Annotated in this window: 18 protein-coding genes; 5 read left to right on the forward strand and 13 right to left on the reverse strand. The window is 63.8% G+C overall.

Features of this window, described 5'->3' with window-relative positions; translation table 11 throughout:
* Positions 1 to 179 precede the first annotated feature (179 nt).
* Positions 180 to 2,303 (reverse strand): pectate lyase family protein, encoded by a 2,124-nt coding sequence (locus tag HJ583_RS16325; RefSeq protein WP_170022912.1) that lies wholly within the window; start codon positions 2,301 to 2,303, stop codon positions 180 to 182.
* 64 nt (positions 2,304 to 2,367) lie between these two features.
* Between HJ583_RS16325 and HJ583_RS16330 the strand changes: the two genes are divergently transcribed.
* Positions 2,368 to 2,730, forward strand: a complete 363-nt coding sequence (locus HJ583_RS16330; protein WP_170022913.1) for a hypothetical protein — start codon at positions 2,368 to 2,370, stop codon at positions 2,728 to 2,730.
* A gap of 558 nt (positions 2,731 to 3,288) precedes the next feature.
* Here the strand turns inward: HJ583_RS16330 and HJ583_RS16335 are convergent.
* The 3 genes from HJ583_RS16335 to cimA all read right to left on the reverse strand — a co-directional run bounded on the left by HJ583_RS16335 (position 3,289) and on the right by cimA (position 7,396).
* Positions 3,289 to 4,929, reverse strand: a complete 1,641-nt coding sequence (locus HJ583_RS16335) for an MFS transporter (RefSeq protein WP_170022914.1) — start codon at positions 4,927 to 4,929, stop codon at positions 3,289 to 3,291.
* Between the two features lie 61 nt (positions 4,930 to 4,990).
* Complete coding sequence (locus HJ583_RS16340; protein ID WP_170022915.1) at positions 4,991 to 5,743, reverse strand: substrate-binding periplasmic protein; 753 nt, start codon at positions 5,741 to 5,743, stop codon at positions 4,991 to 4,993.
* Positions 5,744 to 5,821: 78 nt separating this feature from the next.
* Complete coding sequence (gene cimA / locus HJ583_RS16345; protein WP_170022916.1) at positions 5,822 to 7,396, reverse strand: citramalate synthase; 1,575 nt, start codon at positions 7,394 to 7,396, stop codon at positions 5,822 to 5,824.
* A 138-nt stretch (positions 7,397 to 7,534) separates the two neighbouring features.
* Here cimA and HJ583_RS16350 point away from each other — a divergent pair, with 138 nt between their 5' ends.
* Complete coding sequence (locus HJ583_RS16350) at positions 7,535 to 8,173, forward strand: energy transducer TonB (protein ID WP_170022917.1); 639 nt, start codon at positions 7,535 to 7,537, stop codon at positions 8,171 to 8,173.
* Between the two features lie 15 nt (positions 8,174 to 8,188).
* Here the strand turns inward: HJ583_RS16350 and HJ583_RS16355 are convergent, their stop codons facing one another.
* Positions 8,189 to 9,031, reverse strand: coding sequence for an alpha/beta hydrolase (locus HJ583_RS16355; RefSeq protein ID WP_235943888.1), 843 nt, complete (start codon positions 9,029 to 9,031; stop codon positions 8,189 to 8,191).
* Positions 9,032 to 9,239: 208 nt separating this feature from the next.
* Between HJ583_RS16355 and HJ583_RS16360 the strand changes: the two genes are divergently transcribed.
* The gene (locus tag HJ583_RS16360) at positions 9,240 to 9,944 is read left to right on the forward strand and encodes a DUF6588 family protein (protein WP_170022919.1); all 705 of its coding nucleotides are present in this window, start codon (positions 9,240 to 9,242) and stop codon (positions 9,942 to 9,944) included.
* A gap of 39 nt (positions 9,945 to 9,983) precedes the next feature.
* On the opposite strand, the gene HJ583_RS16365 is transcribed toward HJ583_RS16360, so the two are convergent.
* From HJ583_RS16365 to HJ583_RS16375, 3 genes are all read right to left on the reverse strand, one after another.
* The gene (locus tag HJ583_RS16365; protein ID WP_235943889.1) at positions 9,984 to 10,208 is read right to left on the reverse strand and encodes a hypothetical protein; all 225 of its coding nucleotides are present in this window, start codon (positions 10,206 to 10,208) and stop codon (positions 9,984 to 9,986) included.
* A 114-nt stretch (positions 10,209 to 10,322) separates the two neighbouring features.
* Entirely contained in the window at positions 10,323 to 11,696 is a 1,374-nt protein-coding gene (gene dbpA, locus HJ583_RS16370) for an ATP-dependent RNA helicase DbpA (protein ID WP_170022920.1), read from the reverse strand.
* Between the two features lie 5 nt (positions 11,697 to 11,701).
* Complete coding sequence (locus tag HJ583_RS16375; RefSeq protein WP_170022921.1) at positions 11,702 to 12,190, reverse strand: hypothetical protein; 489 nt, start codon at positions 12,188 to 12,190, stop codon at positions 11,702 to 11,704.
* A 260-nt stretch (positions 12,191 to 12,450) separates the two neighbouring features.
* Here HJ583_RS16375 and HJ583_RS16380 point away from each other — a divergent pair, with 260 nt between their 5' ends.
* Together HJ583_RS16380 and HJ583_RS16385 are read left to right on the forward strand one after the other, a co-directional pair.
* Positions 12,451 to 13,056: a cell division protein FtsI gene (locus tag HJ583_RS16380; RefSeq protein WP_170022922.1), complete on the forward strand. Its 606-nt coding sequence runs from the start codon at positions 12,451 to 12,453 to the stop codon at positions 13,054 to 13,056.
* Positions 13,053 to 13,310, forward strand: coding sequence for a hypothetical protein (locus tag HJ583_RS16385; RefSeq protein ID WP_170022923.1), 258 nt, complete (start codon positions 13,053 to 13,055; stop codon positions 13,308 to 13,310). Before HJ583_RS16380 ends, HJ583_RS16385 begins: the two co-directional genes overlap by 4 nt.
* A gap of 87 nt (positions 13,311 to 13,397) precedes the next feature.
* On the opposite strand, the gene HJ583_RS16390 is transcribed toward HJ583_RS16385, so the two are convergent.
* From HJ583_RS16390 to HJ583_RS16410, 5 genes are all read right to left on the reverse strand, one after another.
* On the reverse strand, positions 13,398 to 14,120 hold the full coding sequence (locus tag HJ583_RS16390) for a flagellar basal body L-ring protein FlgH (RefSeq protein WP_170022924.1): 723 nt from the start codon (positions 14,118 to 14,120) through the stop codon (positions 13,398 to 13,400).
* Between the two features lie 123 nt (positions 14,121 to 14,243).
* Positions 14,244 to 15,533: a hypothetical protein gene (locus tag HJ583_RS16395; protein WP_170022925.1), complete on the reverse strand. Its 1,290-nt coding sequence runs from the start codon at positions 15,531 to 15,533 to the stop codon at positions 14,244 to 14,246.
* Positions 15,530 to 16,108, reverse strand: coding sequence for a sigma-70 family RNA polymerase sigma factor (locus tag HJ583_RS16400; RefSeq protein WP_101944135.1), 579 nt, complete (start codon positions 16,106 to 16,108; stop codon positions 15,530 to 15,532). The genes HJ583_RS16395 and HJ583_RS16400 overlap by 4 nt, the downstream gene beginning before the upstream one ends.
* Positions 16,109 to 16,236: 128 nt before the next feature.
* Positions 16,237 to 17,910 carry a vWA domain-containing protein gene (locus tag HJ583_RS16405; protein ID WP_170022926.1) on the reverse strand — a complete coding sequence of 558 codons (1,674 nt, stop codon included), beginning with the start codon at positions 17,908 to 17,910 and terminating at the stop codon, positions 16,237 to 16,239.
* A gap of 117 nt (positions 17,911 to 18,027) precedes the next feature.
* The gene (locus tag HJ583_RS16410) at positions 18,028 to 18,714 is read right to left on the reverse strand and encodes an energy transducer TonB (RefSeq protein ID WP_170022927.1); all 687 of its coding nucleotides are present in this window, start codon (positions 18,712 to 18,714) and stop codon (positions 18,028 to 18,030) included.
* Between the last annotated feature and the right edge of the window lie 25 nt (positions 18,715 to 18,739).

An 18,739-nucleotide genomic window follows, 5' to 3' on the forward strand; every position in this document is an offset into this window, starting at 1 on the left:
ACGTCTGAAAAACCGGCTCTGTGGTCGGCTTGTATTGCGGGAACGGATGAAGATTGCTTGGGTGACTTGGGCTTCTATAGTCGGAGCCTGTGCCGGTTCGAAATCGGGGAATGGAGCTTATGAAGCAACGGCGACCTTACGGTTGCCGTTGCCGTTTCAGGTGAGTGCTGATTGGAAGATCAGAGGCAGCTCAGGCTGATGCTGTTGATGTAGACCGCTGAGGAAGAGTCGGTGCGGATCTGCAGGAAGGAACCGCCCGTGTAGCTTGCGTTGTCGAGCTTCCAGGTGAAGGTGTTGTCTCCAGCCACGATGCTCGTTGCCGCAACAGAAACAACCACCGAGGTGTTTTTCGTGGTCGTTGTCCCGGTGCTTGAGAGCGTGGACGTAGCATGCGGTGAGTTCCCGGTGCTCGTCGTGTTGTTATCAACGTATACCTGGAAGGTGCTGCCGGTACCTGCCTGGCTTGCGTTGATCGTCAGGGTGCAGGTCTTGCCGATGATGTTGAAAATACCGCCTGGAGTGTAGTTAGCCGGCGAGCCTGTGGGCCCCGTCGTTGTTCCTGTGCCCAGAGCCCCGATTGTGAAACGAGCGCCAGCCAGGGTAATTACGCCACCGGAAACTGTCGGGCTTCCACCTGTCTTTGCATACATCGACACTTCTGTTCCGGCGTCATTGGTGAACTTGGCATAACCAGTCGTGAACAGAGTTGCCGTAGTAGCCAGTGAGAAGTCGTCCGACCACGGATAGGTGATCGTCGTAGCGCTACCCCCACTGGCCGAGCTGGAGGCTGTGGAGCTACTCGCTGCCGTGCTTGAGCTCGTTGCGGACGAAGCCGAACTGCTGGCTTCCGAGGAGGATGCAGCCGAGCTGCTTGTCGCGCTGCTGGAGTGGTTTTCACCTGAACCGGCTACCGGCGCGGTGTTACAGGCTCCTGCCGTGCTGGTGTTGTTCAGGCCAACCTTGCCGGCCCCCGCGCCGTTCTTGACGATGCAGGCCAGGTTCAGCGGCGCGGACTCAACCTGATAGGCGTATGGCGGTGTCCAGTTTTTAGTGCTTGCATAACCGCAGCCCGTCAGCATGTTTGATACGTCCGCGCCGGCCGGCAGATACTTGCTGCTCTTAATCCAGCTTCGGTTCTGGCGGAAGGCCAGGCTGCTGCCGTGGTCTGTTACCACTTTTTTGCAGGCTTCGGACTCCTTGGTTGGCTGAATTTCCCACAGCGTACTTTCGATAAGCACATCGCCCTTGATGGCCATGCCGATGCCGTTCTCGAACTTGGTTGCGGTGGAAGACTCGCGGTCGCCCTCGATGTAGTTGTTGAAGACGTGAACTTGGCCAAAGCGCACGCGCGGTAGGCGGCTCGCGACGTCAGCGTAATAGTTGGCCTTGAAGGTGACATGCAGGCGGTTAAGGTCACTCCAGTCGCGCGAATCGGCGTTTCCGACTAGGGTCGTCTTGCCGTGCTCGATGAAAGCGCTGTTGGAAACGGTGATGTAGTCCGAGCCGCGCACGATGTCGAGCGCGCCGTCGTGACGCGTGCCGGACAGATCCTTGTCCTTGTACTGCCCGTCAGTAACTGTGACGTGGTCGATCCACACGTTTTGCGCCATGGCTACGACCATACCGTCGTAGTAGGCGTCCGAGCTGCCTTCAGGCTGTACATCGAAGTTCGTCTGGATCCAAAGGTTGCGCACGATCACGTTACGTGTCCAGCCCGGATAGCTTTCCTGGCTCTTGCCAAGCGTTTTGATCCAGTATTCGTAGTCCGCAAGATCGCTGTTGACCGTACTGGCAAACTCCTTGCCGATTTCGATTTGGGCTGAGATCAGGCGCGCCGGATTGCCGCTGGCGTCGTTGATGCCGATAAAGGTGGTATTTGATGGAATGACGATTGACGAAGCTTTCTGATCATCCCAGCTTGTAAAATCACGGAATACGCCATCGTCATCAATTCTCATGTCGATGTTGCCGTACACCCGAATGATCTTGGGTTCGTTCTTGGCTTCCTTCAAAGCGTCGAAGATGCACTTTTTGGTGCCACAGGTATAAATCCGGTTGGCGGTGGCCGATGAGCCACCAGTTACGCGCACCTGCTGGTGGTTGCCCAGCGTGCCGCCTGCGCGGTAGTAGCTATGCCAGCCATCCAGCGGGGCTGTTTCTCGTTCGATGGTGAATTCGCCGCCACTGGGATCGCTGGAAATGCTCGGGTATGCCGTCGGTGTGCCAGGAGCAGGAGTCGCTGTCGAGACGTGATTGGCCGTGTTCACCGGATCACTAGCTGCCAGATACGAACGTGCGCCCATCTTGCTCCAGCCTGACCAGCCATTCAGTGGCTCGCTTGAAGTACTGGTTAGTGTGAGGGCGTCGATGATGCCGCCATTGGTTGAGGAGGCTGTGGCTGATGAGGCCGCTGAACTGGCTACTGACGAAATCACAGCAGACGAAGCGGCTGCTGAGGAGGTTGCAGCAGTCGAAGAAGTAGCGGCTGTTGAGGTGGTCGCTTGGGAGCTTGCTGCAGCAGAGCTCACTGCAGTAGCTGACGAGGCCGTCGCTGCAGACGAAGCTGCTACTGCCGTACTGGAGGCTGCCGTTGAGCTGTTGCTTGCCGAAGTGGTGCTACCCGTGCCGCCACCGCCGCCACCGCAAGCGCTCAGAACGCTGACGGCTGCAACGAGCGCAGCTAGATTGATACTGCGTGATGCTGACATGTTTGCTCCTCTTACCCGTTAAAAGCGATAAATTTATTAAATCCGGTTATTTGTCCGGTTTGTGGCGCGACTTTATAGGAGTTTTTCTGACAAGCGCGAACTCGTTTGCACAGATTTCATGTGCGCCATTAAAAAAAATTTGCAAAAACACACAGGTGTAAAGCAGGGAGTTTTGGTTCCGGTCACACGTAAGCCAGATATGGCGGGGCTTGGAGGCTCGATACGTGGAGGTATTGCGAAGGTGTGACAAATGTCGCAAGAGGGGCTGACTGCCCGGGGGGCTGTTGCATGGCTGCAACAGGGATGCTGTCGGCTTCCTGTTTTACCTACAAACAGTGCTGATGTTCTGCATGGTTTGGGCTGCAGGGGCGCGACAGGCGGCTGAAGTCGCCGCTACGGAAATTCGTCGTGTACCAGCTGGTGCGGCTTCAGGCGGCACATGAGGCCTGATCCATGCCGGGATGCTGAGTCGATCACGTGGGCCGCGTGGGGGCATCGCGGCCATGGGCGGCCCCCGCACAAGCTTTTCGAGGCCCCGATGTGGCTGCGCTAAGGCGCAGGCCTCCTTGCCGAGGGGCGCTCAGCCGCTCTGCCAGCGGCGCAGCTTCGCAAGACCCACGGCGCCGATCGGCAGGATCAGGCCGAGCAGGATGGCGGTGATCAGCAAGGCCTGCAGATCGTTGTAGTTGGCCGGGGTGGTAACGAGGCCGTTGGCGTCTTTCACTTCGCGGGTCAGCACGAAGATCTGGTTGAGGTACTTGGTGCCGAGCTGGCCGGCCGACAGGGCGAGGTTGGAGAAGGAGGCCATCACGGCGAAGTAGGTGGCCTTCAGGCGCGGCGGGGCGGTGATGGCGATCCAGGCCAGGCCCTGCACCATGGCGATCTGGCCGAGTGGCGATTCCAGCGCAGTGTTGAACACGGCGATGAAGCGCGCATCGACTACGCCGCCGGTCATGGCGGCGGTCCAGTGATGCAGGTTGAAGGCCATGGCGAGCGTCGGTAGCGACAGCGCAGTGCCGACCAGGCTGAGCATGATCACGTTCCAGGCTATTGATTTTTCGGCCATCAGCCGGCGGAAGCCGAAGAGGCCGGCCAGTGTCAGGCCGTAGGCGATCAGGTCGAGGATGGAGAGGAACTGCTGGTCGAAACCGAGCACGTCGATCTGCCACCAGCCTACGCCGGCGCCGGTGCTGGGCGTGGCGCGGAAGGCGAAGGTGATCAGGCTGGTGCCGATCAGGGTGGCACCCATTTCAGGCGTCATCTCGCGCGCCAGACGCCACATCAGGAACAGGATCACCGTAGCCGAGAGCACGAAGATCAGCTCCTGACCGTACTTCACGCGCGCCATGCCGAGACCGATCGAGATGCCGGCGAAGGCGATGGAGCCGCCAAGGATCAGCCAGTTTGGCCGGGTGATGCCTTCGTCGCCTTCATCCGGCAGGCCGTGGCGCATGGCGTCGGCATCGATGCCCAGTGCGGCGAGGCGTTTTTCTTCGCGCAGACGCATCCAGCTGGCGAGCAGCACGCCGGCCACCGACAGCAGCGGTACGCACAGGGCCACGCTGTAGATCTTCAGGTAAATGGCCTGTTTGGCGGCGGCATCGAGTTTCTCCACCCCCTCGAACATCGCCACATTGGCCAGCGCCACAGCGGCGAGGCCGCCGATGATGGCGACGCGGCCGAGGGTCTGCATGGTGGTGTTCATGGCCCGACGTGCGGCGGGGTCTATCGGGCTGCCTTGCGCATCGAAATGCGGCACGGCTTCGACTGTCATTGCATCCGCCACTACATCCTGCAGCACGAAACCGAGCGGGGCGATCAGCACCGAGAGTTGGTACCAGCTGTTGGCGGACATGATGGCCTCCATCGCGGCGCGCTCGCCGATTAGGCCGACCATGATCGAGAAGCTCGCGAACACCAGCAGGGCGCCGGCCCACACCAGCCAGGCTTTCCAGCGCCACAAGAGATCCACCGCATGGCCGATCGGCAGCTTGATGGCCCAGGGCAACATGGCCCAGAAGCCCAGTGCGGCCAGATCCTGCGCCGACAGGCTGAGGTATTCCTTGACGTAGAAGGTGCCGACGATGCCTGTGATGCCGGACACGCCGTAGGCCATGTACACCATCAGCGGCGGCAGATAGCTCCAGCGCATCTGGCGACCGAGATCGAGGAAGGTGCGGTCGAAGTAACGCAGGCAGGCCTGGATGACGCGAGCGAACATGGCGCGGTGACGATGCGGTTTGTGGAAACCGGAGTGTAGCGCGGCGGAGGCTTGGCAGGCGTCAGCGGATGGGAGCGAGGAGGCGGCTCAGCGTAGCGTCTTTCTTCATGCCGCTCATGGCTTTGTCGAAGGCGCTCGCTGTGGCGCTGTGATCCTGCTCGCGGGTGAAAACCAGGTAGCTGTAGGCCGTTTCGGAGGGCGGGCCGCTGACGCTGACCTGGTTCAGGGCTTTGAGCTCGCGCAGATAGCTCAGGCCGACCAGGTGGCTGCAGATCACTGCGTCGACACGCCCTGCCAGCAGCATGCGGAAAATGTGCAGGTAATCGTTGGCCGCTTCCAGGCGGCTGAAAACGCCTTGCTGGACCGCTTCATCGAAACGCGCACCATAGGAAGTGTTGCGAACGATGCCGATACGCACCGGGGCGAGTGAGGCGTAATCCCCCGTGAAGCGGATGCGGGAGTCCTTGCGCACGAAAAACACATAGTCCTGGCTCAGTAGCGGCTCCTCCGGGAAGAGGAGAAACCGCTCACGCTCGGGGGTTTTCTTGATCGTGAACAGGCCGTCGGCTTGCCCGGTTTGAACCATGTTCAGCCCGCGCGTCCAGGGGTAGAAGCTGATGGATACTTCCTGGCCACTGCGTCGGAAGGCTTCCTTGACGATTTCGACGACCGGGCCATCCGGTACCCCGCCTACTTCGTTGATGTAAGGCGGGTAGGCCAGGGTGACGAGCTTCAGCGCCTCGGCGCTGGCAGGGGCGCAGTGCATCGCCAAGCAAGTGATGAGGGTGAGCACAAAACCTTGCAGGACTGGCATGGCAGGGAGCTTTGGAAGACGGCTCCCCGACTATGGTTCAGGGCTGGGCCGTACTCAAGCTGGCCGACCCTTCAGGCCCTAGCCCTGGCGGCTGCGCGCCAGCTTGTATTCCACTGCATCCACCAGCGCGCGCCAGGAGGCGTCGATCACGTCGGTGGAGACGCCGATGGTGGTCCAGGAGCTACCGGCATCGGCCGATTCGATCAGCACGCGTACCTTGGCGGCCGAAGCCTGCGTCGAATCGAGCACGCGCACCTTGTAGTCGGTGAGCTTCATCTCGCGCAGCTCCGGGTAGAAGCGGTCCAGTGCGCGGCGCAGTGCCCGGTCCAGCGCATTGACCGGGCCATCGCCCTCGGCGGCGGTGATTTCGTCTTCGCCGCCGACATGAATCTTGATCATGGCCGAGGAGTTCACGCCGTTCAGGCTCGGCTCATTGACCATCACCTTGAACTCCTTGAGTTCGAAGGAGGGCGTGAACTTGCCCAGCATCTTGCGCACCAAGAGCTCGAAGCTCGATTCCGCGCTCTCGAACTGGTAGCCCTCGTGCTCGAGTTCCTTGAGGCGTTCGATGATGGCTTTAGTCTCGGCCGAATCCTTGGTCAGCGCCGGATCCACCTCGTTGATCTTGCCGAGGATGGTGGCGCGGCCGGCCACTTCGCTCATCAGGATCTTGCGCGCATTGCCCACGGTGTCCGGGGTAACGTGTTCATAGCTCACCGGGTTTTTGTTGACCGCATCGACGTGCATGCCGCCCTTGTGCGCGAAAGCATCGCCGCCCACGTAGGCGGCCTTGTCGTTGTGCTCCATGTTGGCCACTTCGGAGACGAAGCGCGCCACGGGCGTGAGGGTGGCCATGTTGGCGGCGGGGATCACGTCGAAGCCGAGTTTCAACTGCAGGTTCGGGATGATCGCGCACAGGTTGGCGTTGCCGCAGCGCTCGCCGATGCCGTTGATGGTGCCTTGCACCTGGGTAGCGCCGGCCTGCACCGCGCGCACGGAGTTGGCCACCGCCAGCTCGCAGTCGTTGTGGCAGTGGATGCCCACCGATACGCCGGGGAAGCGCTCGACCACGGTGCGGGTGATCGCGAAGATCTCGTCCGGGAAGCTGCCGCCATTGGTGTCGCACAGGGCGAGGTTGTCGGCGCCGCCTTCGACTGCAGCGGCGAGCGCTTGCAGGGCGTAGTCAGGATTGCTCTTGTAACCGTCGAAGAAGTGTTCGGCGTCGAAGATGACCTCTTTGCCCTTGCCCTTCAGGAAGGCGATGGTCTCGCGGATCATGCGCAGGTTCTCATCCAGCGTGGTGCGCAGGATGGCGGTCGCGTGGTAGTCCCAGGTCTTGCCGAAGATCGCCACGGCGGGCGTGTTGGCGCCAAGCAAGGATGCGAGCTGGGCGTCTTCGGCCGGATTGGCGCCGACCTTGCAGGTGCTGCCGAAGCCGGTGATCTTGGCGTGCTTCAGGTTCAGCTCGCCCAAGCGGCGGAAGAACTCCAGATCCTTCGGGTTGGAGCCCGGATTGCCGGCCTCAATATAGGCAATGCCCAGCTCGTCGAGCTTGCGCACGATCTTGAGCTTGTCTTCCACCGAGAAGGAGATTCCTTGCGCCTGACTTCCGTCGCGCAGGGTGGTGTCGTAGGCAAAAACCTTGGTATTCATGATCTTGGGGCTGGAGTTGCGGGGCGATCCGCCCGGAACGGCGGACCCGCGAAACTATCACAAAAGCCCTCTTTTCCGAAGCCGGGCAAGGGCTATGAGCCTGATTGGCAAGGGTGAGCCTGCGTTAAACTCGCCGCCATGTCCGATGCTCTGCCACCTCTTCGCACAGACTTCGCCCGCCAGGCCCGCCGTGAGCAGCAATGGGTGCTGGGCGTGTGCGCGCTGACTTCGCTGCTCGCGCATCTGGCCCTATTCTGGCTATGGCCGCAGCCGGGCGGGCGAGTGGGCGTAGCAAGTGTGAGTGCCCGCCTGCGCAGCTTCGCCGCAGCGCCGCAGGTAGCCTCTCCTGAACTGGCGCTGCCCATGGCCGGAGTGAAGCCCGCTGCCAGCGCCGCCGCGCAAGCCGGATCTGCACCCCGGCCTGCCGAGGAGGGCGGCGCCGCGCACCACCCGGCAGGCCGCGTCGCCCCACCGGACTTGAGCGATTACACCCCGGTCGAGCAGCTCACGAGCCGGCCGCGCTTTCTGATGGATATGCGTGAATATGTGCCGGCCTCGCTGGATGAGCACGAGGTCGGGCGCATCGTGCTGCAGGTGCTGATCAGCGAGGGCGGTGAGGTGGACGGGGTGGTCGTTGAAAGCAGTGAACTCAGTCCGCGCGGCACTCGCCGTTTCGTGCAGCGCCTCGATGCACTCAGGCTGGCGCCGGGGATGTTCGACGGTCAGCCGGTGAAGTCCCGCTGGCGCCTGGAGTTCAGCTTCGCGGCACTGGAGTAGGCGAAGCGCGGGTCGTCAATGCGCGGCTGCCAGATCCGCCAGCTTCAGCAGCAGGCTGTAGGTGTAGGCAGGGAAAGTGTGCACATCCTCGTGGCCGGCTTGTGGCAACACGATCAGATCCGCCGCGGGATGCCCGGCCTTGAGTGCTTCGGAATGCTTCACGCTGACCAGCGTGTCCTGCGCGCCGTGAATCAGCAGCACCGGCTCGCTGACCCTGGTCAGCCACTCATCTGTGCGCATCGGATAGCGCGTGGCGAACGAGGGCACCCAGGGGAAGTGGTCTTTCCCCAGCTGCACGAAGCTGCTGTAGGGCGAGACGAGGATCAGCTGGGCCGCCTCCACTTCGCTGGCGAGCTTGGTGGCGAGGCCGCTGCCGAGTGAGCGGCCATAGATCACGATGGGGCGGCCAGCGTATTCCGGCGCCACGGTGTCCCAGGCCGCGCGCACATCGGCATGCAGTTGAGCTTCACTCTCGATGTGGCCGGTGCTTTTGCCGAAACCACGGTAATCCATCATGAACAGGTCATACCCGGCGCGGCGGTAGAACTCGGTGCTGGGCAACCAGATATCCAGATTGCCGGCATTGCCATGCAGGAAAAAGATCAGGCCCTTGGCGTTTGCCTGCCGCAAGTGCAGGGCAGACAGTGTGGCGCCGGGCACTTCCAGCTTGCGCTCGAACACATCCGGTTTGTCGAAGCGGAAATCTGCAGGCAGCTTTACCGGGTAGAACAGCAGGCTCTCCTGGCGCGTCAGCATCACGGCGATGAGGGCAACGTAAAGCAGGCCGATTGCCAGCAGCAGCACTGCGGCCTTGCGCAGCCATGGGCGGAGATTCGTGGCGGAAGAAAGGGGGCTCATGGCGAAGGGCCGGTCGGAAAACATGCATCTTATCGCCGGGGCCTGCTTGTAGGCGTGTCTGTGTCGTGCCGCCGCAGCCAGAGTTGGCTTGAACTGTCTTGATGATTCTTTAACTTTTCAGGGCTGCAGATGCTCTTTCGGGTGGCGTTAAGTTACCAGGCTCCGCCAAGGGCGGGTTTTCAATCCTGATGTCACTGAACGAATCACCATGTCGAAACTCATGGCGGCCTTGCTGGCCGCATTCTCTGCCGCGTCTTCTGCCGCGGGTCTCGAAAATCTTGGCCAACTCAGCCAGACGGAGTTTGAGCAACTCTCCGGCGACCTTGTTTCCGCGCTCAGCTACAAAGCCATTTCACCGGGCGATCCGCTGGGTCTGCTGGGGTTTGATGTAGCGCTGGAGGCGACCGCTACCCGCCTCTCAAATCCGGATGTCATGAAGGCGGCGGGCGGCCAGGGCTATCAGTTGTTCGGGCTGCCGAGGCTGCATGTGCACAAGGGCCTGCCCCTGGCGCTGGATGTCGGTGCTTTCTATGCTCCGGTGCCGGGGATGGACGCTTCACTCTACGGCGCCGAGCTGCGCTGGTCGCCCATGGAGGGGAGCCTGGTGTTGCCGGCGCTTTCATTGCGCGGGGCTTACACCGTGTTGAGTGGCTCCGAGCAGCTTGATTTCCATGCCGCCAATGCCGAAATCGTGGTCTCCAAGGGCTTCCTGTTCTTCAAGCCTTATGTGGGAGCTGGGCTGGTCCATGGCACGAGCACGCCTCTTGTCAGCGGGCTGGCTGAGGTTTCGCAGTGGCAGCGGAAATTCTTCGCTGGCGCGAATCTGAATCTGGGGCTGTTCAATCTTGCGCTCGAGATTGATCGTACCGGGCACGCCAACAGCTATAGCGCCAAGGCGGGTTTCCGTTTCTGAGCAGGCCCGGTCTGAGTCGCGCCGGCATCCGGGTGGGGCTCAGTGCTTGGGCGTGCGGCCCGGCTTGCGCGGCTTGCCGATGGTGGCCGCGTCCTTGTGGGCCTGATCGAGGTTGCGCAGGCGCTCGTCATCATCATGGGTGACGAAGAAGCCCGCTTCCTGTGCGTCCATGACCTGTTTGATCGCGGTCGCGTCAGCGGTGCCGTATTTTTCAACGATCAGGGTGGTGACTTCGTCGAGGTATTGCTCGTAGCTCATGGGCATGGGGGAGTCCTGCAGGAAGAGGAGGGCTGGCGTAGGTGCGACTTCAGTCGCATGCCACGCGTGGGGGAAGCGAATGAAGTCGCCCTGGCGAAAACGTAACCTTGAGCATGAGGCTCAGAGCCTGCGCACCTTCACCGCCTTGCCCTTGATGCGGCCGGCGCCGAGTTTGCGGGCGGCATCCCCCGCGAGGCTGCGCTCCACCGCCACATAGGTGGTCTGGTCGGTGACGTTGATCTTGCCGACCTGCTCGCGCGTCAAACCTGCTTCGGCCGCCAGCGCGCCCATCACATCGCCGGGGCGGATCTTGTCTTTCTTGCCACCGAGGATCTGCAGCGTGCTCATCGGCGGCAGCAGCGGCGCTTCATCGGTGACCACCAGTGACTCCAGCGTATGCCATTCGGGCACGAAGCCACTCATGCGGGCGATGTCGCCAACACGGCGCTTGTCCGGCTCGCTCGACAGGCTCAGCGCCCAGCCGTTCTGATCGGCGCGGCCGGTGCGGCCGACGCGATGTACGTGTACTTCGGGGTCCGGCGTGATGTCGACGTTGATCACGCATTCGAGCTGGTCGATGTCCAGCCCGCGTGCGGCCACGTCGGTGGCGACGAGCACCGAGCAACTGCGGTTGGCGAAGCGGATCAGCACCTGATCGCGCTCGTGCTGCTCCAGCTCGCCGTGCAGGGTCAGCACATGGAAGCCTTCGCTGCGCAGCTGCTCGAACAGCGCCTTGCACTGCTGGCGCGTGTTGCAAAAGGCCAGGGTGCTGGTCGGGCGGTAGTGGCGCAGGAGCTGGCCGACGGCCTTCAGGCGATCGTCATGCACGACTTCATAGAAGCGCTGGCGGATCTTCTCGGGCTCGTGTGTCTCGGCGAGTTTCACTTCCTGCGGATGACGCAGGAACTGCGCGGCCAGCCTGGCGATGCCATCCGGATAGGTGGCGGAGAAGAGCAGAGTCTGGCGGCCGGGCGGGCAGTGGCTGGCGACCCAGCTGATGTCGTCGAAGAAGCCCATGTCCAGCATGCGGTCGGCTTCGTCCAGCACCAGGCTCTTGAGGCCGTCGAGCTTGAGGCTTTCGCGCTGGATGTGATCCATCAGCCGGCCGGGGGTGCCGACCACGATGTGCGCACCGTGTTCCAGACTGGTGATCTGTGCGCGCATCGGCGCGCCGCCGCAGAGCGTGAGCACCTTGATGTTGTCCTGCGCGCGGGCGAGGCGGCGGATTTCCTGCGCGACTTGTTCGGCCAGCTCGCGCGTCGGGCACAGCACCATGGCCTGCACGCCGAAGTGTCGCGGGTTGAGGCGGGCGAGCAGGGGCAGGGCGAAGGCGGCGGTCTTGCCGCTACCAGTCTTGGCCTGGGCGATGAGGTCGTGACCCGCCAAGGCCAGCGGCAGGCTGGCGGCCTGGATCGGCGTCATCTCGAAGTATTCGAGCTGCTGCAGGACGGCTAATTGCTCGGGGGCGAGGCCGAGTTCGCTGAAGCTGGCCATCGCGCTTACTCGAAGTCGCGCTTGCGCGGCGGCTTGAAGGAGCCCGAGCGTGCGGCGGCCGGGCCTTTCTTGATGCCGGTGCGGGCGGTGAATTTCTCGGACTTGGTCGGCGGCGGCAAGCTGGCTTGCCAGACCTTCACGGCTTCGCCGACTTCGGCTGCGCTGAGTTCGATCTTTGGCTGATCGGCCGGCGAATCGAAATCCGTGAGGGCTTGCTTGAGTGAGAACACGCGCTCGCCCGCATCGCCTTTCTTGGACACTTTGGCGAGCAGCGCCTGAGCGCCAGTGCTCAGGGTGTAGCCGCCATCTTGAGCCAGCAGCAGGCCGTGGGCCGAGAGGCGCGCGAAGGCGTCGCGCAGGCGGGCGGCGCCGGGGAGCTCGGGGCGCACCGAAGCCAGCGCGATGACGATCTCCTCAAGCGTGGCGGGGCGCCGCTTGGAGGCGGGCACAAGGGCCAGGAGCAGTAGGGCGTCGGCGTCGAAGATCGGATGCATGGTCATTTTCCTTGGATAGGGGCGCAGGGTAGCGGATGCGTGTCGGGCTTGTCCTGAAAATCTTGTCTGGCTTGCGCTGGGGGACAACATATTTGCCTGTTTTCTGGATTTTCCGGCAGCCCTTGCCGCCTTGCTGCGGCAGGCTTTGCCGCTATTTCTGAAAGGCGTAAAACGGCGCAAAACCCGTTCGGGAAGGGCCTGCCTGACCGCTAAGATCGGCTCAACAAACCTTGCCAATGACTGTTTAGGGAGCCCTGAAAGTGCGTGCGTGCTGTTTGATTCCGGCCCTGTTGTTGAATGCCTGTGTGGTGATGACGCCGAGCCCGGCGCTCAAGGCGCTGGAACTGGCAACGCTCACCGTGAGCAATGCATCCGTGCTGCTGCCTGGCGGGCCCGACAGCCCGGTGATCCATGCTTATGAGCGCTTTGACGGAGCCTGCATCGAACTGAACCGCGCGGTGGCGCTGGCGGACTTTGTGCCGGCCCTGCAGGCCGAGCTGGAGAAGAACGGGGTCCGCAGCCGGGTGTATGAAACCGTACTGCCCGAGACCTGTCGCCACTCGATTCACTACATGGCCCAGCTCGAATGGGGTAAGGCCCTGTTTTCCAGCGAGTACCAGCCTTACATGAGTGCTGCCCGCGTCGAGCTGCGCCAGCAGGGCCGGGTGCTGGCCGCTGCGAGCTATCGCCTGGGCATGATGGGACTGGATAAATGGGCCAGTACACGCGAGAAGCTGGCGCCCTCGGTGAAGGCCATTGCCAACGGGCTCAGCGAACCTCACCAGACTTCATCCAGCCGGCCCTCAGCGCCCAGCGCCGGCTCGGTGCAGACCGCGTTTTCCAACCAGCAAAAGGAGAAACCATGACGTCCATCAGTTCTGTCAGCGCTGCTTTCCGCGACCCAGTGAGCAGCATGCCGCGTGCGGCCCGCACGACCGAAGGCCCGAAGGCGGCCGCCGCGCCGTCCGCCGGCGCCAGTCCGGCCGCCGCCACCAATGTGGCCGCTGCTGGCAAGACCGCGACCTCTTCGGCCGCCGCGATGATCGCGCCGGCAAGCCCCAGCCCGGCGGAAGCGGGCGGCGGGCGGACGCTTGGCAGCGTCGTCGACTGCAAGGTGTGATCCGGCGCGCGCCCGACGCTTGCCACTTCTGAGCCCGTGAGTTGCCGCTTGTGCGGCGCTCGCGGGCTTTTGCATTGTCAGCCCTGCTTACCAGATGGTGAGGGAGTCGGTGAGCAGGCGCTGCAGACCGCTGCGGCCTTCCGTATCCTTGAGCTGACCGGAGCCGAGCTGCTCCAGGCGGGCATCGATCACATCGCTGGAGCTGACCGTGCGGCCGGCCTTGATGTCGGCCGGATCGACCACGCCGGAAAAGCGCAGGGTGCTGACTGAACCATTCATGGCGATGCTTTTTTCGCCGGCTACGACCAGATTGCCATTGGGCAGCACATTGACCACCGAAGCGGCCAGTTTGCCCTGCAGCTTGCTGGTGTTTTCGGCTTTGCCCGAGCCCTGGTAGGAATCGCTGCCGCTGGCGCTGAGATCCGCGTTGATGATCTGGTTGATCAGGCTGCTCATGGTGTCCGCCCCGCCCGGCCCTTTGGTGGCGACCTTGTTGGCGCGGCTGGTGGTGGTGCTGCTCTTGTTGCTGGCGCTGAGCGATTCGGAAATGTCGATCTTCAGGCTGTCACCGATGCGGCGCGGCTTGCTCTCTTCCTGAAACATCACCATGCCGTTCGGGTTGCCCGGCTGGAAAATCGAGCCCGGGTTCACGGTGTGTTCCACGCTGGCCATCTGGGCTTGCGGCCGGTTGGCCGTGGGGCCGCGCACCAGAGATGGATCCTGGGCGCAGGCACTCAGCCCGAGCAGGGTTGCGGCGGTCCATTGCGTGTATTTCAGGCCGCTGGCGGGGCCGGACAATCTGCTTCTCATTGCGCGCGTTCAGGGTGACACGGGCGCGTATTTTCCGATTCAGAAACGTTAAAAGGTGTTGTGGCCTTAAAAGACCGATCAAGATCTGCAGCCCCCTGATGCGGCGCAATCTCGCGCAGCGCGTCAGGGAGCCTCGGCCGGCACTACGATGCGTAACTGGCCGGGCGGCAGGCGTGGGTCGAGGCGCGGCTCGAACAGGGCCGGGCTGGCGGACAGGGCGGCGCGCAGCTTGCTCAGCCAGGCCTGCACTTCGGGCGCGGCGGGTGTGGCGCTGAAGACCAGCCAACTGCGGCTGCTGGGGCGGAACGGCAGGCGGGCGGCAACGAGGGCGGGATCGTCCTGGAGGGAGGCCTCGATACGCTCCGGGCCGGCGCTGCTGGCGGATGGGGCGGCTGCCGGCATAGGGGCTGCAGGTTTGGCCGGGGGCGGAGCGGCGACGAGTGGCGCGGATCTTGAGGCCATAGGCTTCGGTTCAGCGAGCTGCTTTTCAGCCGCTGCCAAGGCGGGTGGCGGTGGGCTGGCTTCCTCCAGGCGCGGGGCGGGGGCCGCTGCTTTCCTTGCCGCCATCAGCGGGGCGGGTTGTGCATCGGCGAGCGGGCTGTGCTCGCGGAGCTGCTCGCTGCTAATGACTGGGGCGGCAGCCCGGTTCTCCGCCTGCTGGGCATGGATGGGTTCTGCCGTGGACGGGTTGGCCAGTTCGACCGGTGTCACCAGATGTGCAGGCGGGCCGATCTCTTCGCGGGCCAGCTCGGGGGCCGGCGGTGGCGGGGCAGCGGGCAGGGCGGCAGGCGCTCTGATCGATTTTTCGCGAGCCGCGCTGAGCGGGTTCTGCGGTTGGTCCGGCTGAGCTTCAGCGAGAGGCTGGCGGGTTCGCTGAAAGGCTTCGAGCAGGGCCAGCTCGACCGAGGAGGGCGCATGCTGCTGCAGCCACTGGGTGCCGACGGCCGCCAGCACGGTAGCCAGTGCGGCCAGGCGCAGATCGAACCAGGAAAAGCCCCAGAGCACCGGTTTGCGGGCAGGCTTGGCCGCTCGCGCCGGGGCTTTGCTGGCAGCCTGCGCCTGGAGCCAGGCTGCGGTGACAGGCTGGATCGGCGCACCGAGCACGTCCTGTGGCGCTTCGCCTTGGGCAATCTGGGTCAGTACGGCCTCGCGGCGTGGCGCCTGGGCGGCCTCCAGCGCAGCGGCGAGCTGACCGAAACGGGCAGCCATCTGCGGCGGGGCTTCAAATGCGGCGGGGGGCATCTGGTTTGCGGAGGAGCGGCCAGAGGCCGCGCCTGCAGAAGCCTGAGCCGCCCGGGCGGCGGCGAGGAAGCGGGCTTCCAGGCTGGCCGGCGGCTCATAGGGCGGCAGCTCCCAGAGCAGGCCGGCGAGGCGGCCTTGACCGCGCAGGAAGTCTTCGCAGGCCTCGCTCACGTGGCACCCTCCAGCTCACGGCGCAGGCGGGCGAAGGCATAGCGCAGGCGGCTCTTCACGGTCTCGAAACCTTCACCGACGGTATGCGCAACTTCTTCCAGACTCATTTCGGCAAAGAAGCGCAGCACCACCACTTCGCGTTGATTGGCGGGCAGGGCCAGCAGGGCTTCATGCACCCGCCCCAGATCCTGATGCAGGGCCAGTTCAGCCTCCGGATCGAGGTAGTCGGCGGGAATGTCGGGCTGCTGCTCGTCGAGTTCTTCGCGCAGGCTCTCGCCCGCTGAGCGGCGCAGGTCCAGCCACAGGTTGCGGGCGATCTGGAACAGGAAGGTGCGGAAGGCGGCCTGTGGGCGGTAGTCGGCACAGCGCGTCATGAGCTTCTCCCAGCTGCGTTGGGCGATGTCTTCCGCCTCAGCGAGATTGCCCTGGCATTGCCAGGCAATGAAGTTGAACAGGGCGCGGTTGTGGCGGCGGAACAGCTCGGTGGCCGGTGCTTCGATGATGCCGCTGGCCACCAGCAGCATCAGGTCTTCATCGGGCAGGGCGGCGAGATCGGCGGGGGCGGCGGTGCTCATGGCGCGAGTATAGACCGCGCCTTTCCTCTTGTAGGCGCGGCCTCTGGCTGCGCGCGACTGGAAGCCTGCCCTGCGCTGGTCGATGGATTGCTCGCTCCGGCATCGGCTCGCGCCCCAAGGCCGCACGCTTACTGCACCGGTCTCGTCCCCAGTGCCGTCGCCAGATCCAGCAGGCGCAGGAATTCGCCACGGTAGCCGAAGCGGTCCTGGCCCAGATTCATGACGGCCAGCTCGCGCGCTTGCGCGTAGCCCCAGTCACCGGTGTACTTGCCGCCGCGCAGAAGTTGGCCGACACCGGCCACGGCGGTGGCAAAGCGGAACTCGCTGCTGGCGGCGGCGAGCGGCTTGATCGCGCTGCGCTGGAGGGCGAAATCAATCAGTTGGCTGCTGGAGGCTGCGGGCAGCTTGTAGCGCAGCTTGAGATGCCCCAGTTCATTGGCGAGTGGGCCTTCGCGTGGCGGCTGCGGTGCGTAGCGCAGGTCATCCACACTGGGCTTGCCCTCGACCAGGGTGAGTTCATACAGTGCTGTGACCGTATGCCCCGCGCCAATGTCGCCGGCATCGACCTTGTCATTGTTGAAATCCTCGCGTGCCAGCTGGCGGTTTTCGTAGCCAATCTGGCGGTACTCGCGCACCACGGCCGGGTTGAATTCGATCTGCACTTTCACATCGCGGGCGATGGTGGCGAGTGTGGACGTCATCTCGTTCACCAGCACCTTGTGGCCTTCCATCAGGCTGTCGATGTAGGAGTAGGCACCGTCGCCCACATCGGCAATCTGCTCCATCATCGCTTCGTTGTAGTTGCCTGTGCCGAAGCCGAGCGTGGAGAGCGAGATGCCGCTCTTGCGCTTTTCTTCGATCAGGCTCTTGAGCTGGCGCGTGTCGTTGATGCCGACGTTGAAGTCGCCATCGGTGGCCAGCAGGATGCGGTTGATGCCTCCCTTGATGAAGCTCTGCTGCGCAGCCGTGTAAGCGAGCTGGATGCCTGAGGCGCCCGCCGTGCTGCCGCCGGCACGCAGGCCATCGATGGCGGCAATGAGCGTGGCCTTGTCGCTGCCAGCAGTAGGGGGCAACACCACCTGAGTGCCCGAGGCGTAGGTGACGAGAGAAATGCGGTCCTGCGGGCGCAGTTCATTCACCAGCAGCTTCAGTGAAGACTTGAGCAGCGGCAGCTTGTCCGCACTGTTCATCGAGCCGGAAACATCGACCAGAAACACCAGGTTGGCGGGCGGCAGGCTGGCCTTGGCTACATCCACGCCCTTGATGCCGATCCGCAGCAGCACCCGCTCGGAATTCCACGGAGCTGGCGCGAGTTCGGTGTGCACCGCAAACGGGCGGCCATCCTGTGGCTGAGCGTAGTCATATGGGAAGTAGTTGATCAGCTCTTCGACCCGCACGGCGTCCGCAGGCGGCAGGCGCCCGGCGTTCAGCATGCGGCGCACATTGCTGTAGCTGCCGGTGTCCACGTCGATCGAGAAGGTGGATACCGGCGCTTCCGCCACCCGCTTCACCGGGTTGTCGGTGAGCGGGCCATAGCGTTCGCGATCCGGTGCTGGCGCCTGCATCGGGATGGGCGCCGGCATGGCGATCATGCGGGCCATGTCGGCGCTGACTGAGCGCACCTCGGCCACTTTGGTGGCTGCGGGGGCGGGCGGAGCGACAGGCCTGGGCGCCGGCTCACGGACCGGCTGAGGGGCCTGGGTGTTTGTTGCGGCGCGTGACGCTGGCGGGTTTTCGGATTGGGTGCTGACGCAGGCTACAAGGAGGGTGACGAGGAGAGCGGATGCAAGGCGTGGTTTCATGGTCAGACTCCGGTGAGGGTTGTGAGTCTGAAACGGACAGGGCGCTGAAACGGGGTTGATCCGGGATCAAATCGCGTGCGGATGCGTGCTTTTCTCCGGAGCGCCGCGCCGCTCGTCTCAGGGCGCAGAGCTGCCGAACTCGAAGGGCACCCGCAGCGTTTCGCCCGCCTCGGCCGGAGGCAGGCAGTGCCATTGCAAGGCCGCGCGGCGTGTGGCGGCTTCGAAATAGCCTCGCGGGCTGGCCTCCACGAGACTGACTTCACGCACCCGGCCCTCGCTGTCCAGATGCAGGCGCACGGTGACGCGGCCGGTCTCCACGCCATCCTCCAGGGCCAGAGGCGGGAAAACCGGCTTTACCTGGTGCGGACAGCGTTGCGCCAGACTACGGGCTGTGGCGAGCGCTTCCCTGGTGGTGGCTGCCGAGGCGGCGTTGGCAGGTGCGGTGGGCTCTGCTTCGCTGAGCGCAGCAGAGCCCACCTCTGCCGAGTCGGATCCGGCGGCGGGGCGTTGCGCAGCAGTCTTTGCAACTGGAGCGGTCAGTATTGGGGCGGGTGTCTGTCCGGCGGAGGCCGTGGTGGGGGTGGCAAGAGGCTGTCGGGCGGAGGGCGGCGGTGTGGGCTCCGTGAGCAAGCTCACCTGCAGTGCGTCCGCTGCCTTGCGAAGTACTTGCGGGCTATTCATCCCGGCCAGCAGAACAAGCATGCCGCTGGTGAGCAGGCAGGCCATGAGCCAGGCAAAAGACCAGCGCAGGCGCCCGGACGGGGGCGGTGAGGGTGGGGCGGAAGGGGTGGGCGCGGGCTTCATGGCGAGCCGCGAGTGTAAGATTCGG

Origin of the sequence: Uliginosibacterium aquaticum, assembly GCF_012972705.2 — a bacterium.
In the GTDB taxonomy this organism is placed as follows: Bacteria; Pseudomonadota; Gammaproteobacteria; order Burkholderiales; family Rhodocyclaceae; genus Uliginosibacterium; species Uliginosibacterium aquaticum.

Coding starts and splice junctions, on each gene's coding strand:
- HJ583_RS16325 (WP_170022912.1), bottom strand. CDS start 2,303: ATGGGCGCACGTTCGTATCTGGCAGCTAGTGATCCGGTGAACACGGCC.
- HJ583_RS16330 (WP_170022913.1), top strand. CDS start 2,368: ATGATGCCGCCATTGGTTGAGGAGGCTGTGGCTGATGAGGCCGCTGAA.
- HJ583_RS16335 (WP_170022914.1), bottom strand. CDS start 4,929: ATGTTCGCTCGCGTCATCCAGGCCTGCCTGCGTTACTTCGACCGCACC.
- HJ583_RS16340 (WP_170022915.1), bottom strand. CDS start 5,743: ATGCCAGTCCTGCAAGGTTTTGTGCTCACCCTCATCACTTGCTTGGCG.
- cimA (WP_170022916.1), bottom strand. CDS start 7,396: ATGAATACCAAGGTTTTTGCCTACGACACCACCCTGCGCGACGGAAGT.
- HJ583_RS16350 (WP_170022917.1), top strand. CDS start 7,535: ATGTCCGATGCTCTGCCACCTCTTCGCACAGACTTCGCCCGCCAGGCC.
- HJ583_RS16355 (WP_235943888.1), bottom strand. CDS start 9,031: ATGAGCCCCCTTTCTTCCGCCACGAATCTCCGCCCATGGCTGCGCAAG.
- HJ583_RS16360 (WP_170022919.1), top strand. CDS start 9,240: ATGTCGAAACTCATGGCGGCCTTGCTGGCCGCATTCTCTGCCGCGTCT.
- HJ583_RS16365 (WP_235943889.1), bottom strand. CDS start 10,208: ATGCCCATGAGCTACGAGCAATACCTCGACGAAGTCACCACCCTGATC.
- dbpA (WP_170022920.1), bottom strand. CDS start 11,696: ATGGCCAGCTTCAGCGAACTCGGCCTCGCCCCCGAGCAATTAGCCGTC.
- HJ583_RS16375 (WP_170022921.1), bottom strand. CDS start 12,190: ATGCATCCGATCTTCGACGCCGACGCCCTACTGCTCCTGGCCCTTGTG.
- HJ583_RS16385 (WP_170022923.1), top strand. CDS start 13,053: ATGACGTCCATCAGTTCTGTCAGCGCTGCTTTCCGCGACCCAGTGAGC.
- HJ583_RS16390 (WP_170022924.1), bottom strand. CDS start 14,120: ATGAGAAGCAGATTGTCCGGCCCCGCCAGCGGCCTGAAATACACGCAA.
- HJ583_RS16400 (WP_101944135.1), bottom strand. CDS start 16,108: ATGAGCACCGCCGCCCCCGCCGATCTCGCCGCCCTGCCCGATGAAGAC.
- HJ583_RS16405 (WP_170022926.1), bottom strand. CDS start 17,910: ATGAAACCACGCCTTGCATCCGCTCTCCTCGTCACCCTCCTTGTAGCC.
- HJ583_RS16410 (WP_170022927.1), bottom strand. CDS start 18,714: ATGAAGCCCGCGCCCACCCCTTCCGCCCCACCCTCACCGCCCCCGTCC.